The sequence below is a fragment of the Shinella sp. GW835-FHT14H05 genome, assembly GCF_058793575.1.
Genome location: NZ_JBXAFY010000002.1, coordinates 269,747 through 285,351, shown reverse-complemented (window position 1 = coordinate 285,351; position 15,605 = coordinate 269,747). Strand labels below are relative to the sequence as shown.

At 65.2% G+C, this 15,605-nt stretch carries 16 protein-coding genes; 6 read left to right on the top strand and 10 right to left on the bottom strand.

Annotated elements, in window-relative coordinates:
• Nucleotides 1-79 precede the first annotated feature (79 nt).
• A complete protein-coding gene (locus tag AC1Q6Z_RS08740) occupies nt 80-553 on the top strand; it encodes a VOC family protein (protein ID WP_492647482.1) in 474 nt (157 codons plus the stop codon).
• Nucleotides 554-559: 6 nt separating this feature from the next.
• Here the strand turns inward: AC1Q6Z_RS08740 and ctlX are convergent, their stop codons facing one another.
• The gene (ctlX, locus tag AC1Q6Z_RS08735) at nt 560-1,489 is read right to left on the bottom strand and encodes a citrulline utilization hydrolase CtlX (RefSeq protein WP_492647481.1); all 930 of its coding nucleotides are present in this window, start codon (nt 1,487-1,489) and stop codon (nt 560-562) included.
• A gap of 12 nt (nt 1,490-1,501) precedes the next feature.
• Entirely contained in the window at nt 1,502-2,551 is a 1,050-nt protein-coding gene (gene ocd / locus AC1Q6Z_RS08730; protein WP_492647480.1) for an ornithine cyclodeaminase, read from the bottom strand.
• A gap of 127 nt (nt 2,552-2,678) precedes the next feature.
• Between ocd and AC1Q6Z_RS08725 the strand changes: the two genes are divergently transcribed.
• Nucleotides 2,679-3,116, top strand: coding sequence for an Lrp/AsnC family transcriptional regulator (locus AC1Q6Z_RS08725; protein WP_256114726.1), 438 nt, complete (start codon nt 2,679-2,681; stop codon nt 3,114-3,116).
• A 20-nt stretch (nt 3,117-3,136) separates the two neighbouring features.
• On the opposite strand, the gene AC1Q6Z_RS08720 is transcribed toward AC1Q6Z_RS08725, so the two are convergent.
• From AC1Q6Z_RS08720 to AC1Q6Z_RS08695, 6 genes are all read right to left on the bottom strand, one after another.
• Nucleotides 3,137-3,514, bottom strand: a complete 378-nt coding sequence (locus AC1Q6Z_RS08720) for a hypothetical protein (protein WP_492647479.1) — start codon at nt 3,512-3,514, stop codon at nt 3,137-3,139.
• Nucleotides 3,515-3,524: 10 nt separating this feature from the next.
• Nucleotides 3,525-4,430: a glutathione-dependent disulfide-bond oxidoreductase gene (gene yghU / locus AC1Q6Z_RS08715; RefSeq protein ID WP_492647478.1), complete on the bottom strand. Its 906-nt coding sequence runs from the start codon at nt 4,428-4,430 to the stop codon at nt 3,525-3,527.
• A 169-nt stretch (nt 4,431-4,599) separates the two neighbouring features.
• On the bottom strand, nt 4,600-5,682 hold the full coding sequence (locus AC1Q6Z_RS08710; RefSeq protein WP_492647477.1) for an extracellular solute-binding protein: 1,083 nt from the start codon (nt 5,680-5,682) through the stop codon (nt 4,600-4,602).
• A 39-nt stretch (nt 5,683-5,721) separates the two neighbouring features.
• Nucleotides 5,722-6,612: an N-carbamoylputrescine amidase gene (gene aguB / locus AC1Q6Z_RS08705; protein ID WP_492647476.1), complete on the bottom strand. Its 891-nt coding sequence runs from the start codon at nt 6,610-6,612 to the stop codon at nt 5,722-5,724.
• 9 nt (nt 6,613-6,621) lie between these two features.
• Nucleotides 6,622-7,620 carry an agmatine deiminase family protein gene (locus tag AC1Q6Z_RS08700; protein WP_492647475.1) on the bottom strand — a complete coding sequence of 333 codons (999 nt, stop codon included), beginning with the start codon at nt 7,618-7,620 and terminating at the stop codon, nt 6,622-6,624.
• Between the two features lie 89 nt (nt 7,621-7,709).
• Complete coding sequence (locus AC1Q6Z_RS08695) at nt 7,710-8,732, bottom strand: agmatine deiminase family protein (RefSeq protein WP_492647474.1); 1,023 nt, start codon at nt 8,730-8,732, stop codon at nt 7,710-7,712.
• A gap of 96 nt (nt 8,733-8,828) precedes the next feature.
• Between AC1Q6Z_RS08695 and AC1Q6Z_RS08690 the strand changes: the two genes are divergently transcribed.
• Nucleotides 8,829-9,713: a LysR substrate-binding domain-containing protein gene (locus AC1Q6Z_RS08690; RefSeq protein WP_492647473.1), complete on the top strand. Its 885-nt coding sequence runs from the start codon at nt 8,829-8,831 to the stop codon at nt 9,711-9,713.
• Here AC1Q6Z_RS08690 and AC1Q6Z_RS08685 read toward each other — a convergent pair.
• Nucleotides 9,710-10,744 (bottom strand): ABC transporter ATP-binding protein, encoded by a 1,035-nt coding sequence (locus tag AC1Q6Z_RS08685; protein WP_256114717.1) that lies wholly within the window; start codon nt 10,742-10,744, stop codon nt 9,710-9,712. The two genes, AC1Q6Z_RS08690 and AC1Q6Z_RS08685, sit on opposite strands and share 4 nt — an antisense overlap.
• The gene (locus tag AC1Q6Z_RS08680) at nt 10,741-12,336 is read right to left on the bottom strand and encodes an ABC transporter permease (protein ID WP_492647472.1); all 1,596 of its coding nucleotides are present in this window, start codon (nt 12,334-12,336) and stop codon (nt 10,741-10,743) included. Before AC1Q6Z_RS08680 ends, AC1Q6Z_RS08685 begins: the two co-directional genes overlap by 4 nt.
• Before the next feature lie 119 nt (nt 12,337-12,455).
• Here AC1Q6Z_RS08680 and AC1Q6Z_RS08675 point away from each other — a divergent pair, with 119 nt between their 5' ends.
• The 3 genes from AC1Q6Z_RS08675 (at nt 12,456) to AC1Q6Z_RS08665 (ending at nt 15,605) form a co-directional block, all read left to right on the top strand.
• A complete protein-coding gene (locus AC1Q6Z_RS08675) occupies nt 12,456-13,844 on the top strand; it encodes a sensor histidine kinase (RefSeq protein ID WP_492647471.1) in 1,389 nt (462 codons plus the stop codon).
• On the top strand, nt 13,825-14,493 hold the full coding sequence (locus tag AC1Q6Z_RS08670; protein WP_492647470.1) for a response regulator: 669 nt from the start codon (nt 13,825-13,827) through the stop codon (nt 14,491-14,493). Before AC1Q6Z_RS08675 ends, AC1Q6Z_RS08670 begins: the two co-directional genes overlap by 20 nt.
• Before the next feature lie 104 nt (nt 14,494-14,597).
• Nucleotides 14,598-15,605: an iron ABC transporter substrate-binding protein gene (locus tag AC1Q6Z_RS08665; RefSeq protein WP_492647469.1), complete on the top strand. Its 1,008-nt coding sequence runs from the start codon at nt 14,598-14,600 to the stop codon at nt 15,603-15,605.

Below are 15,605 nucleotides of genomic sequence, written 5' to 3'. Positions count from 1 at the left end.
GCGGGGTGGAGAAAGCCGGCCGGCGACCTATTTTGCAGGCCAGCGAACAGGAAATGCGCTTCATCGAAAGGACGATGCAATGGAAAAGAACACCATCTGCGTGTGGTATGACAAGGATGCCGAGGCCGCCGCCCGTTTTTACGCCGAGACCTTCCCAAACAGCGCCGTGGGCGCGGTGCACCATGCTCCCGGCGATTACCCGGACGGCAAGCAGGGCGCGGTGCTGGTCGTCGAGTTCACCGTGGCCGGCATACCCTGTATCGGCCTCAACGGCGGGCCGCAGATCAAGCACAATGAAGCCTTCTCGTTCCAGATCTCGACCGAAGACCAGGAAGAGACCGACCGCTACTGGAACGCCATCGTCGACAATGGCGGCGAGGAAAGCGCCTGCGGCTGGTGCAAGGACAAATGGGGCGTCTCCTGGCAGATCACGCCGCGCGTCCTGATGGAGGCGATCACCGCCGGCGGCCCCGAAGCGAAGCGGGCCTTCGATGCCATGATGGACATGAAGAAGATCGACGTCGCGGCGATCGAGGCGGCACGACGCGGCTGAGACGCTCTACGCCCGTGGCGTCAGGTGAATACCGGCCAGCGTGCAGCGGACCGAGCCGCCAGCGCGTTCCACGGTCGGGATGTCCAGCGCCACGATCCTCGCGCTTTCCTCGATCGTCGCCCGCTGTTCCGCATTGAGCGCCGCAAGTGCCGTCGTCGAAAGTGCCAGTATCCGGCCGTCCTTGCCCCGCAATTCCAGGGCGTTGCCGGCGAAGTTCTCGATCTGCTTGTTGCTGAGCGCAACGATGCTGCGGCCTGAGTGCTCCAGCCGTGCGATGACCTCGTCGCGGCGTTTCGGATCGCTCATCATGCCGGTGCCGATCATGGCGAAGCCGGTGGCGACGCACATCAGCACATTGGTGTGGTAGACCGGCACCCCGTTACCGTCACGCGCGTCGAACACCATGGGCTCGAAGTTGAAATGCGTGCAGAAGCGCTCCAGCGCGATCGGGTCCGTGCGATCGGAGCGCACGGCATAGGCGACGCGATCGATATGATCGAGCACCATGGCGCCGGTGCCTTCGAGGAAAAGGCCATCGGGCTCCAGCCCCGAATAGTCGATCACGTCCTGCACCCGGTAACGGGTCTTCAGCATCTCGATGACGTCGCTCCGCCGCTCGCGCCGACGGCTCTCTGCCTTCATCGGGTAGATTGCCACATGCCCGCCGGCATGGGTGGAGAACCAGTTGTTCGGGAAGACGGAGTCCGGCGTTTGCGTGCCCTCGTCCTCGAACAGGTGGACCGCCACGCCGTGGCTTTCGAGCGATTGTGCGGCGCGCGTGATCTCGTCATAGGCGGCCGCCGCGAGGTTCTCGCCTGTATCCGCCAGCACCTGAAAGCTATTGTCGGCGGCAGTTTCCGTGTTGACGGTGAAATGGTGGGGCCGGACCATGACGACGGCCGACGGCGCCTGGATGGAGTAGGGGGACTGCCTCATCGCTCCCACCCCTTAGCGCGCGCGTTGCAGCATGCCGAAGAGGTCGCGCGGATCGTCAGGATCGGCGATGATGTCGAGCTCCTGGTAGAAGCGGTTGTGCTTCAGTTTTTCGCGCACGTAGCGCAGTGCGGAAAAATCTTCGGTGGCGAAGCCGACACTGTCGAAGAGCGTGATCTGGCCCGCGTCCCGCCGTCCCTGGACCTCGCCGGAAACCACCTTCCAGAGTTCTGTCACCGGATAATCCGCATCCATCTGCTGAATTTCGCCTTCGATGCGCGTCTGCGGCGGATATTCCACGAACGTATCGGCGCGCAGCAGGATGTCGCGATGCAGCTCGGTCTTGCCCGGGCAATCGCCGCCGATCGCGTTGATGTGAATGCCGCCGCCGACCATGTTGTCGGTCAGGATGGTGGCATATTGCTTGTCGGCGGTGCAGGTGGTGATGATCTGCGCGCCTTCGATCGCCGCCTCGGGCGTGGTGCATGCCGTCACCGTCAAGCCGAAACCGGCGAGGTTGCGGGCAGCCTTCTCGGTCGCCAGCGGGTCGATGTCGTAGAGGCGGACGTGATCCGTGCCGAGCACGGCCCTCATGGCGAGCGCCTGGAACTCCGCCTGAGCGCCGTTGCCGATGATCGCCATGGTGCGCGCACCCTTCGGTGCGAGATGGCGGGCGGCCATGGCCGAGGTCGCGGCGGTGCGCAGCGCCGTCAGCAGCGTCATCTCGGTCAAAAGCACCGGATAGCCGGTGGAGACTTCCGCGAGCAGCCCGAAGGCCGTCACCGTCTGCAGTCCCTGGCCCATGTTTTTCGGATGGCCGTTGACATATTTGAAGCTGTAGATCTCGCCGTCCGAGGTCGGCATCAGCTCGATCACGCCCTCGCGGGAATGGGAGGCGACGCGCGGGGTCTTGTCGAACAGCTCCCAGCGCCGGAAATCGGCTTCGATGACGTCCGTGAGCTCGACCAGCATGGTCTCGACGCCGATGTGATGGACAAGCCGCATCATGTTCTCGACGCTGACGAAGGGAACGAGGGCTTTCTCCGAGGGGAGCGGTGCGGACATGGCGGTTTCCTCTGCTGGCTGTGTGCCGGAAGGCTAACGACCGGAAACGTTGACCGAAAGAGCAATCTTGTGCCATTTCTGGCAGTCGATTGATCGATATGCCCAGCGGAAGTGTGAAAAAAGACAGATGACGATCGCAAAATACATGCCCGACGACCTCGACCGCCGGATCATCGGCCACCTGCGCGCCGACGGCCGGGCATCGCTCGCCAAGCTCGCCGATGCGCTGGGCGTCGCGCGCGGCACGGTGCAGAGCCGGCTCGATCGGCTGATGGAGACCGGCACGCTGCTTGGTTTCACGGTTCGGGTGAGGGATGATTACGACGCGCACAGCGTGCACGCCGTCATGATGATCGAGGTGTCGGGCAAGTCGACCACCCACGTCATCCGCAAGCTGCGCGGCTTCCCGGAGATGCAGGCGCTGCACACGACGAACGGCAACTGGGACCTCGTCGCCAACATCCGCGCCGCCAGCCTCTCGGATTTCGACCGGGTGCTGCGCGAGGTCCGCATGGTCGACGGCGTCTCCAACAGCGAGACGAGCCTGCTTCTCAGCAGCGTGTGAACGGGCGTGCGCTTACCCGCCTAGACCTCGAAGACATCCTCGAAGGATTCCGGAAAGCTTTGTCGCGCCACCCGTTCGTCGATGACGAACATGGCCTCGTAGGACAGCGGATCGAAATCCTTTTCGGCCGCCACGACCTCGCGGCCGAAAAGGAGGTTGAGGCGGGCGGCATCGAGATTTCCGCGCTCGAAGGGTTCTGCGCCGAAATGGTGCCAGAGCGCGTGCAGGAAGGCGGCGTCGATGCGGTGCTCGGCCGTGCCGGGGCGAGCGCGACGGGGCAACGCCTTGATCGGCGTCACCCCTTTCGGATTGGCACGCCGGATGGTGAACTGCACGCCCGTACCCGGCATGCCAGACGGAAAGCCGCGGTGTTTCGTCATGTCGGGAAGGGTGGGCATCCGGTCCTCCTTACGCCTGGCCGATCTTGTCCTGGGTCTTTGTGTCGAAGTCCGAGGCGTCGTGGCGCTCATGCAACTGCTCGGACGGGTCGCCGTTCAGCCGGTTGACCATGCGCCCGCGCTTGACCGCCGGGCGGGCGGCGATTTCGGCCGTCCAGCGCTGCACGTTCGCGTAGCTCTGCACGTCGAGGAAGGTGCCGGCATCGCCATATTGCTTGCCTTGGGCGAGGCCGCCATACCAGGGCCAGATGGCCATGTCGGCGATCGTGTAGTCGGCGCCGGCCATGAACTGGTTTTCCGCGAGATGGCGGTCGAGCACATCGAGCTGGCGCTTCACCTCCATGGCATAGCGGTCGATGGCATATTTGATATGCACCGGCGCATAGGCATAAAAATGGCCGAACCCGCCGCCGAGGAAGGGCGCAGAGCCCATCTGCCAGAACAGCCAGTTGAAGGTTTCCGTGCGGGCGCGAAGCTCGCTTGGCAGGAAGGCGCCGAATTTTTCGGCGAGATAGAGCAGGATGGAGGCGGATTCGAAGACGCGCACCGGCGCGCCGCCGCCCTTGGGCGCATGGTCCATCAGCGCCGGGATCTTGGAGTTCGGATTGGCCGCGACGAAGCCGGAGCCGAACTGCTCACCGTCCCCGATGCGGATCGGCCAGGCGTCGTATTCGGCCTCGGTATGGCCGGCGGCCAGAAGCTCCTCCAGCAGGATCGTCACCTTCACGCCATTGGGCGTGGCGAGCGAATAGAGCTGCAACGGGTGTTTGCCGACCGGCAGGTCTTTGTCCTGCGTCGAGCCGGCGATCGGCCGGTTGATGCTGGCGAAAGCGCCGCCATTGCCCTTGTCCCAGGTCCAGACCTTCGGAACTTCATAGCCTGCGGGGAAATTGTCGGCGGGGGATTTCTCGGTCATGAAATAGATCCTTGTCGTCGAAACAGCATGTCCTGACCGTTCTATAGCGCCCTTATGCCGCCTTCTGGAAGGCGCGTATCGGCTCGAAAGAATTTTTCGACGCATCAAACGAACAAACCGGCCAGGTGCGCTGGCCAGTCGTCCGTCGCATTTCGAGGGCAGGGATGGGCTAGCGAACACCCTTCGCGCGATCCCAGGCCTGCGTCCACATTTTGAGCGCCTTCTGGCTCAGCGCCTTCGGCAGGTGGAAACGCTTTTGCGCCTCTTCGGAAGGGTAGAGATCGGGGTTCGATCGCAGCTTTTCGTCGAGCAGGGGGAGGGCTGCCTTGTTGGCGGTGGAGAAGCCGGTTTCCGTGGCTGCGGTTGCGGCAATCTCGGGGCGCATCACGAAATCGATGAAGGCGTGGGCGGCTTCCGGATGCGACGCGTCGGCCGGTATGGCGAGCACGTCGGCCCAGACGAGGTTGCCCTCCTTCGACAGTTTATAGGAAATCGTGAAGGGCTTGCCCGCCTCCTTCGCCCGGCTGCTGGCGATCAGCATGTCGCCGGAAAAGCCGATTGCCAGGCACAGGCCACCATCGGCGAGGTCGTTGACATAGCTGGAACTGTGGAACTTGCGCACATAGGGGCGAACCTTCGAAACGACCTCCACCGCCTTTTCCAGCTCATCCTTGTCGGTCGTATCGGGATTGAGCCCCAGATAGATCAAGGCGAGGCCGAGCACCTGCTCGGCATCGTCGAGCATGCCAACCCCGCAGGAGGCGAATTTCTCGACCACTGCAGGATCGAAGACCATGCGCAGCGAATCGACCGGCGCATCCGGCATGATATCCTGCACCTTCTCGACATTGTAGCCGACACCGGTCGTGCCCCACATCCAGGGCACGTTATGGGCATTGCCGGGATCGACCGCGGTGGCGCGCTCCAGCACGACCGGGTCAATATTGCCTAAATTGGCAAGCTTGCTGCGGTCGAGCGCGCCCCAGACGCCGACCGGCAGCTGGCGCAGGAAGTGCGGCGAGAGGTTGACGGTGACGAGGTCGTAACCCGACTTGCCCGTCAGCATCTTCGTCTCGACCATGTCGTTGGAATCGAACAGGTCGTAGGAGACCTTTATGCCCGTCTCCTTCTCGAAGGCGGCGATCGAGGCCGCGCTGAAATAGGACTCCCAGGAATAGAGGTAGAGAACCTTCTCCTCGGCCGAAACCGAGGTTGCCGCGAGGCATGCCGCAAGCGTGAGCCAGCGTTTCATCGTCTTTCTCCGTGCTGTTGGTTCGGTTGGTGTCGGATGTCAGGCTGCTTTGTCCGCCAGCAGCCGCGCCGGCGTCGGCTGGAGGAGCGGGCCGTAGAGGTCGGTGCGCCGGTCGCGGAAGACGCCCCAGCTTCGGCGCGCCTCGGCGATGGCATCGAGGTCGAGCGCCGCGGTGATCACGCCCTCCGTGACCCGGTCGGCCTCGGTAAGCTTGGCGCCGGTGTGGTCGGCGATGAAGGAGGAACCGTAGAAGGTGACCGCCGATGTCTTGCCCGTTTCGACGCCGATCCGGTTGGCTGCGATGACGGGCGTGAGGTTGGCGCCGGCATGGCCCTGCATGACGCGCTGCCAGTGGTCGCGCGAATCCCAGCCAGGATAGGAGGGTTCCGAGCCGATCGCCGTCGGATAGACCAGCACCTCGGCGCCCAGCAGCACCATGGCGCGCGCCGCCTCCGGAAACCACTGGTCCCAGCACACACCGGCGCCGACCTTGCCGGCCGCCGTCTCGAACACGCGAAAGCCCGTATCGCCATCGGCGAAGTAGAATTTTTCGGAATAGCCGGGGCTGTCGGGGATATGGCTCTTGCGATAGTGGCCGAGCACCTTGCCATCGGCATCGATCATCACCAGCGTGTTGAACAGGCGGGCGCCATCGCGCTCGAAGAGGGACACGGGCAGTACGACGCCCGTCTCGCGGGCGAGCGCCGCCATGCGGGCGATGGTCGGGTGGCCCTGCAGCGGCCGGGCGCGGGCATTGTGGATTTTATCCTCGTCGACGCAGAAATAGACGCCTTCGAACAGCTCCTGAAGCACGACAAGTTGAGCACCCCTTCGCGCCGCCTCGCGCACATGGGTTTCGAGCTTTTCGAGATTGGCCTCGATATCATCGGTGCACGCAATCTGCACCGCAGCCGCAATCATGGAACGCATGGCTTCACCTCATTCGGGTTGTTGTTGCGTGACGCAGTGGATGCCACCGCCGTTTTCGTAGATGCGATCGACCTCAAGCTCGACGATGCGGCGACCCGGATGCAGCCGGCCGAGCACGTCCGCGGCAAGCGCATCCGCCTTGCGATCGCCGAAGCGCGGAGTGTAGAGCGCGCCGTTGCCGACATAGTAGTTCGCGTAACTGGTCAAAAAATCCTCGCTCGTCGAGCGGACGTCCGTCGCGGCGGGAATGGAGACGATCTCCAGCGGACGGCCCCGGGCGTCTCGCGCCTTGGCGAGGATCGCGAGCGCCTCCTCATGGGCGCGGCCCCATTCCGACGTGTCGCCGGGATAGCTGCTGGCGATCACGAGGCCCGGCTCGACAAAGCGGAACGATCCGTCGATATGCCCGTCCGTGATATCCAGCCCGCGCACGCCGGGCACCCAAAGCACCGTTTGGACACCGAGCGCCGTCTTCAGGCGCCGTTCGATCTCGGCGCGCTCCAGCCCGGGATTGCGGTTGTCGTTCACCCAGCAGCTTTCGGTGAGGAGCAGCGTGCCGTCGCCATCATATTCCAGGCCGCCGCCTTCGCCGCAGAGGCCAGCATCGAGCCGCTCGGTGCCGGCTTGCTCCGCGATGCGGGCGGCGAGCTGGCCGTCGCGGGCATGGACCTGCTTGCCGCCCCAGCCGTTGAAGTGGAAATCGATGGCCGCGAGGCTGCCGTCGGCCTTTCGCACGAAGACCGGCGCGCTGTCGCGAGCCCACATGTCGTCGGTCGGGATGTCGACGAGTTCGACCCTTGGGCCGCACAGGCGGGCGGCAAGATCGTGCTGGTCCGCCGCGGCGGCCATCGTAACGGGCTCGTTCTCCGCAATCGCGGCTGCGAGCCGGCCCAGCGTTTCCTGCACGCTTTCGAAATAGGCACCCGAACCGCCGTAGAGCTTCGGCGTGCTCGGCCAGGCCATCCAGGTCCGTGCATGGCGTTCGGATTCTGCGGGAACTGTGGTCAAAGCTTTCTCCTCTGCGGCTCGGACCGGCATTTCGGGCATAAGCGCCAGGCCCGCCGCGAGCACGAAGTGACGCCGGGTCAATGCCGCGGTCACAACGGCTGCTCCTGCGTGATGCAATGGATCGCCCCGCCGGCAGGCACGACGGCCCCGACGTCGACGGTCACGATGCGCCGCTCCGGAAACGCGCGGGCCACGGCCGCCCTGGCTTCCTCGCCGGAGGGGCGGCCGAAGGTCGGCATCACGACGCCGCCATTGGTCAGCGCGAAATTGATGTAGGAGCGGGCGAAAACCTCGCTGGTCGCCTCGACATCATAGGCTTCTGGGATGGGAATCACCTCGAAGCGGCGGCCGCGCGCGTCCGTCTGGCTGTTGAGGGCCGCCAGGTTGTCGGCAAGGATGCGGCCGTGCAGGTCGGCCGGATCGGGGTTGTATTCGAACATCACGACGCCGGGCTTCACGAAGCAGCACATGCCGTCGACATGGCCGTCCGTCTCCAGGTCGAGCGGGTCGCCCGGCAGCCAGACGACCTTTTCCAGGCCGAGCATGCGGAGCAGCTCCTGCTCCACCCAGGCTTTTGAGAGGCCGGGATTGCGGTTGGGGTGCAGCAGGCTCGTTTCGGTCGCAATCAGCGTGCCGTCGCCGTCGCAGGCAAGCGAGCCGCCCTCGCAGAACAGGAAGGAGCGCAGGATTTCCGCACCTTCATGCGCCAGAACATTGCCGGCCAGCGCGTCGTCGGCGTCGAAGGGCTCGTGTTTGCGGCCCCAGGCATTAAAACGCCAGGACACGCCGGCGAGGCCGCCATCGCCGCGCTTGAGGAAGGTTGGGCCGGAATCGCGGATCCAGCAATCGTCGATCGGCAGGGCGACGACGTCGATGCCTTGGCCGAGATGGGCACGGGCGCCGTCGGCATGATCGGGGTGGGCCACCATGCTGACGTGCTCGAAATCCGCAATGGCGCGGGCGACATCGGCATAGGCCTGCTGCATTGCCGGCAGGCGATCGCCATAGAGATCCTGCCGATGCGGCCAGGCCATCCAGGTCTTGGCATGGGGCTCGAACTCACCCGGCCGGCGCAGTTTCACCGCCGTGTCCGGCCATGCTTTCGTATCCATGATTGACTCCTATTCATCTATGGCGCTCATTATCGGGGCGATAGAGACCCGATACAAACGAGAAGCATTCCTGCTGATGATGAATGGAATTCATGGATGCTGAAATTTCGGCACATTCCCCCGACCCAGTTCCTGAAGGGTTTCGAGGCGGCGGCGCGGCTGGAAAGTTTCAGCCGCGCGGCGGAAGAGGTCGGCCTCACGCAATCGGCCATCAGCCATCAGATGCGCCTTCTCGAAGGCCAGATGGGGCAGCCGCTGTTCCTGCGCATCGGCCGGGAGGTGCGCCTCACGGATGCCGGGCGCGATTATCACCGCACGGTACGCCGCTGCCTGGAGCTGATGGAGGAGGGCTATCGGCGCCTGGAGCCCTATCGCAAGCCCGGCAGCGTGGTGATCTATGCGCCGCGGGATTTTTCGCGACGCTGGCTCCTGCCGCGCCTGCCGGCGCTGAAGGGCGCGGCCCCCGCCTGCGAGCCCTGGCTCGACACCAGCGGGGTGCCGGTCGATTTCGAGACGATGGAAGTTGATATCGCCATCATCCACGCCCACGAGCCGCCCGCCGGCTGCGAAAGCCTGCTGATCGCCCGCGATCGCGTGTCGCCGGTCGCCGCACCGGCGCTCGCGGCCACGCTGAATGAACCTGCCGACCTGCTGCGGGCGCCGCTCATCCATGACGAAGGCCCCGTCGGCTGGGCCGACTGGCTGGGGCATATGGACATCGAGACGGCAACGGTCTGGAAGGGCGCCAATTTCAGCGACAGCGATATCGCCTTGGCGGCGGCGGAGCTCGGGCAGGGCGTGGCGCTTGCGAGCAACTTGCTTGCCGAAGCGGCCATTGTCGCCGGCACGCTGGTTCAGCCCTTCGCGGTCGCCATCGATTCGCCGCGCGCCTGGTATGCTCTTTCCAGCGAAGGGCGGCTTAGGGACGCCGATGTGCGGGATACCTGGCGCTGGCTGGAAGGGCTGGCGGAGGCCGCTTAGCCGAAGACGTGGGCCTTGCCGGTGACGTCGAGGCGCACGAGATTGCCGGCTGCGGGCAGCGCGACGCTGGAGGTCTTGATCAGGATCGGCGGCAGGGCGACGTCCGCCAGCGCCACGGCCACGGTGCAGATCGCGCCGCCGAACTGCACATCCACCACGCGCCCGCCATTCTGCGGTGCGGCGGCATCGACGACGACGCGGATCTGCTCCGGCCGCAGCATGATTTCCGCCTTGCCCGCATGGTCGCTTTCGACGGCGACGCGCCCGAGCGCGCAGTCGGCGAAACCATTGCGCACTATCGCCGGCAGCAGCACGGCATCGCCGAGAAACAGTGCTGTCTCCCGATCGCGCGGATGCTGGTAAAGCATTTGCGGCGAGCCCGCCTGGACCAGCCGCCCCTCGCGCAGCACCGCCACCTGGTCGGCGAAGGAAAGCGCTTCCGCCTGGTCATGGGTGACGAGGATTGCGGTAATGCCGGCATTTTGCAGCACGCGCGCGACCGCCTTGCGCATGTTTTCACGCAGGCCCGTATCGAGCGCGGAGAAGGGTTCGTCGAGCAGCATCAGCCGCGGTCGGCGGCCGAGCGCGCGGGCCAGCGCTACGCGCTGCTGCTGGCCGCCGGAAAGCTGGTGGGGCCGGCGGGTCGCCATGGCGCCGTCGAGTTCCACCATTTCCATCAGTTCGGCGATGCGGCTTGCCCGGTCCGGGGCGCCGCGCTCGAAGCCGAAGGCGATGTTGTCGGCGACGCTCAGATGCGGAAACAGCGCGCCATCCTGCGAGACGATGCCGATGCCGCGCTTGTGCGCCGGCACGCCCGCCGGTCCGTCGGCAAGCAGCGCGCCGTCAAGGCTGAGCCGACCGGAATCGGGAAACTCGAAGCCGGCGATGATGCGCAGGAGCGTCGTCTTGCCCGATCCGGACGGGCCGACCACCGCCGTGCGGCTGCCGGGTGGAACGGAAAGGCTGACCGCATCGAGCGCGCGCACGGGACCATAGCGCTTGCTGACGGTTTCGAGGTCAAGCAGCGTCATTGTCCGGCCGTCCGTTTCGATTGGGCATGGAGAAGAAGGGTGAGCGGCAGCGACAGGACCACCATCATCACCGCATAAGGTGCTGCGGCGACATAGTCGATCTCGCTGGTCAGCGACCAGAAGCGGGTGGCGAGCGTCTCGACGCCATTCGGCGCCAGCATCAGGGTGGCTGTCAGTTCGTTGGTAATGCCGAGCGCCACGAGGGCAACGCCGGCAGCGGCACCGGGGGCGGCCAGCCGCAGGGTGATCTGGCGCAGCGCCTGGCCGGGCGTGCGCCCGAGCGCCATCGCGGCGCGTTCCAATTCCACCGGCGCCTGCGCGATGCTGGCGCGCAGCCCCACCATGGCGCGAGGCAGGAACATCAGCACGTAGCCGGCGAGCAGCATGGCAAAAGTCTGGTAGAGCGGCAGCAGGAAGCGCACGGTGATCGACACCAGCGCCAGCGCCACCACCACGCCCGGCAGCGAACCGACATAATAGTGGCAGGCTTCGAGCAGCCGTTGCAGCCGGCCAGGTGCGCGCACCGACAGCCAGGCCATCGGCACGGCCGCGATGGTCGCGAGGATGCCGCCGGCAAGCGCCAGCACGATGGTCTGCGCGACCGCACCCGTCACCTCGTTGTTCCAGATATCGAGACCGCCGATCGACAGCCAGCGGCCGAGTGTGAGCAGCGGCACGCCGAGCGTGAGGAGGGCGAGGCCGGCCGGCACGAGAAGGGCGGGCAGCGCAAGGCGCCCGAGCCGGCGCCGGTCGACCGGCCGTGCGGCGCCGGCGCCGACACGGGCATAACGCTCGTTACCGCGCACCAGCACTTCCAGCGCCAGCAGGAACAGGCAGCAGGTGACCAGCACGCCGCCGATCATATTGGCGGCGGGGCTGTTGTAGGACGACTGGAACTGGTCGACGATGGCGGTGGCCAGCGTGTCGAAGCGGATCATCGCGAAGAGGCCGTATTCCGACAGCAGGTGCAGGCCGATCAGCAACGAACCGCCGCAGATGGCGAGGCGAAGCTGCGGCAGCACCACGCGGAAGAACACGGCCACGGGCGCGAGGCCGAGCGAGGCCGCGGCATCCTCCACCGCCGGGTCCAGCCGCCGGAGCGCTGCGGCCACCGGCAGGTAGAGAAACGGGTAATAGGCGAGAACGGCAACGAAGACGCCGCCCGAAAGCCCGCGCATGCTCGGCACGAGGCTGACCCAGGCATAGCTGTGCACGAAGGCCGGCACGGCGAGCGGCGTGATCGCCAGCCACGCCCAGAGCCGCGCACCGGGAATGTCGGTACGTTCCGTCAGCCAGGCGAGCCCGACCGCGAGCACGATCGACAGCGGAATGGTGATGACTTCCAGATAGACCGTACTCAGAATCAGCTCGCCGATGCGCGGGCGGAAAACCAGCGTCTTCACCGTTTCCCAGCCGACATCGTAGGTCACCCAGGCGATGAAGCCGAGCGGCACCAGGCTGAACAGCGCGACGAGCGTGGCGAGGGCGAAGACCGGCACACGCGGAAGCACGGCGGTCGCCCGCTTTCGCGCCGGCCACGCCCCGTTGAACGCTTCTGCTGTACTATCCTGCAACAAGGCCCATGCCTTCATGCCATGAGAAAGGTCAGACGGCCGCTGGAACGGTCACCCGACCCTGCCCTAAGGATTTCTTGAGAAAAAGGCAATGGTTTGCAATTGAGGGCCGGGGGGCAAAACTCTATCGTCGGGGGATGACCCTGTCCCATGCCGATAGAATCGAAGGCCCGCTGTTTTCGCGCCTCAGCCTCGCCTGGCAGTTCGCCGTCGCCGGTGCGGCCGTGCTGGTCGTTGGCATGGTGCTGATCGGCCTCTGGGTGACGAGCCGGATCGAGCGGGAGGCGGTGCGCAACGCCGGGTCAGTGACGGCGCTCTACGTCGACAGCATCATCGCGCCGCTGACCTCGGAACTGACCTCCGCCGAAACGCTGAGCGAGGGCGCGCGAAAAACCTTGACTGAGACGTTGCAACAGGGCGCGCTCAGCACGCGGCTGTTCTCCTTCAAGCTCTGGCGGACAGACGGCACCATCATCTTCGCCAGCTCACCAAGCCTGATCGGAAAGCGTTTCAAGGTGTCGCCAAAGCTCGCCTCCGCTTCGGCGGGAACAGTGCATGCCGAATTCGACCACCTGCATTCCGACGAAAACCGCATCGAGCGGGAGAGCCGGATTGCGATGCTAGAAATCTATAGCCCCATCCGGGAGGCCTGGTCCGGCGACGTCGTTGCCGTCGCGGAATTTTATGAGAAGGCCGACGAGCTGCGGGCCGATCTCAACACCGTGCGCATGCAGAGCTGGCTTGTCGTCGCGGCCGTGACGGCCGGCATGCTGGTGCTGCTCTTCGGCATCGTCGCGCGCGGCAACCACCGGATCAAGACGCAGCGCCGCTCCCTCGACGCGCAGGTCGTGGAGCTGTCGCGCATGCTCGCCGTCAACCGGTCCCTACGCTTGCGGGCGGACAGGGCCAACCAGCGCGCCGCCGCCTTGAACGAACAATATCTGCGGCGGATTTCCGCCGAACTGCATGACGGCCCGACGCAGTTGCTCGGCTTTGCGGCGCTCCGGCTCGAAGCGATCAGCACCGGGCGGGCACGCGATGACGATGCACTGCGCGTCCAGCAATCCATCAACACTGCAATCGAGGATATCCGCAACATCTGCCGCGGCCTCACGCTCCCCGAACTGGAGATGCTGAGCGGCGACGACGTCGCCCTTCGCGCGATCCGGGCGCACGAGACCCATTCCCGCGGCGCGGTTCTGGCGCGTATCGCCCCGGTGCATGTCGCATCGCAGGCGGCCAAGATCTGCATCTACCGCTTCATCCAGGAAACCTTGAGCAATGCGGCGCGCCATGCCAAGGCAAGCCGCGTCTCGGTGGGCGTGGCGGAAGCGGGCGGTATGGTCGAGATCTGCGTGGAGGATGACGGCATCGGCTTTGTTCGACGCCCGGACGACCGGGGGCTTGGCCTGACGGGCCTTGAAGAGAGGATCACCGGTCTCGGCGGCCAGCTCGAAATCCAATCGGGTAGCGCCGGAACCATAGTGCGCATGAAAATTCCAGCCCATGACACCGACCATGCTTAGAATAGCGATCGCCGACGACCATCCGATCTATCGCAACGGGCTTGTGAGAAGTCTGGAGGACGAGGTCGATATCGTCGTGGTCGGGGAGGGAGCCAGCGCCGAGGACGCCATCGCTCTCTACGGCGAGAAAAAGCCGGACGCGATCCTCGTCGATCTGTCGATGCCCGGCGGCGGCCATTTGGCTTTGTCCGCTATCTTGCATGCCGACCCCTCGGCTGCCGTGATCGTGTTGACGGCGTCCGAAGAGCGCGACGATCTGCTCGCCGCCATCAAGATCGGTGCGCGGGGCTATGTGCTGAAGGGCGTCGATGCGCCGACCCTTGTCGATATCGTCAGGCGCGTCGTCGCCGGTGAAAGCTATGTGTCTTCCGGCCTCGCCGCGCGCATCCTCGTCGAGATGAAGGTGCCCTCCGAGGGGCCGGCGCTGGCCGATGGCGATCCCTTGACGACGCTTGCCAGCCTCACCCCGCGCGAGGAGCAGGTGCTGAGCCTCGTCGCGGCCGGAAACAGCAACAAGGAAATCGCCCGCCACCTGAACCTTCAGGAAAAGACCGTCAAACACAACATGACGCGCATCCTGCAAAAGCTGCGGGCGCGCAACCGCACCGAGGCCGCGATGTTCCTGCGCAATGCCCGCAACGGGCCTTAGGGACTTAAGTCCGCATGGCACCGTCCGGCAGCGGAGTTATAAGTGGAGTGTGTTTGCCCAGTTTTCTGCGGCTGCCGATGAATTTCACATCGAAGGAGAACAACATGACGAAGTCGATCCGGATAACATTCGCAGCATTGTCGCTTCTTGCGGCCACCGTGCTGGGCTCCAGTGCCCGCGCCGAGGAGTTTCAGGAACTCGTTGTCTACAATGCCCAGCATGAAGGGCTCGGAAAGGCCTGGATCGAGGCCTTCACCAAGGAGACGGGCATCAAGGTCGTCGTGCGCAAGGGCAGCGACATGGAGTTCGCCAACCTGATCCTCCAAGAAGGCGACCTGACGCCGGCCGATGTGTTCCTCACGGAAAACTCGCCGGCCATGGCGCTGCTCGACCAGCAGGGGCGCTTCGCGCCGGTCGACAAGGAGACGCTCGACCAGGTTCCCGCGGAATATCGCCCGGCCGACGGCATGTGGACGGGCATTGCCGCGCGCTCGACGGTCTTCGCCTATGACAAGACGAAGCTCACCGAGGACAAGCTGCCGAAGTCCATGCTCGACCTCGCCGATCCTGCCTGGAAGAGCCGCTGGGGCGCATCGCCCGCCGGCGCGGATTTCCAGGCGATCGTCGGCGCGCTGCTGCAGCTGAAGGGCGAGGAGGCGACCGCGTCCTGGCTGACGGCCATGAAGGAAAACGCCACCCCCTTCAAGGGCAACAGCACCGCCATGAAGGCGGTCAATGCCGGCGAAATCGAAGGCGCGGTGATCTACCACTACTACTGGTTCGGCGATCAGGCGAAGACCGGCGAAAACAGCAACAACGTGGTCCTGCACTATTTCAAGAACCAGGATCCGGGCGCCTTCGTCAGCATTTCCGGCGGTGGCATCCTGAAGACCAGCAAGCACCAGAAGGAAGCCCAGGCCTTCCTGAAATGGGTCACCGGCAAGGGCGGCCAGTCGATCCTCCGCGACGGCGATTCCTTCGAATATGCAATCGCCGGCGATGCCAATCCCAAGCTCGTGCCGCTGAAGGACCTGGACGCACCGAAGGTCGAAGCCTCCACGCTCGACAGCAAGAAGGTCGTGGAACTGATGACGGCCGCCGGCCTGCTCTAA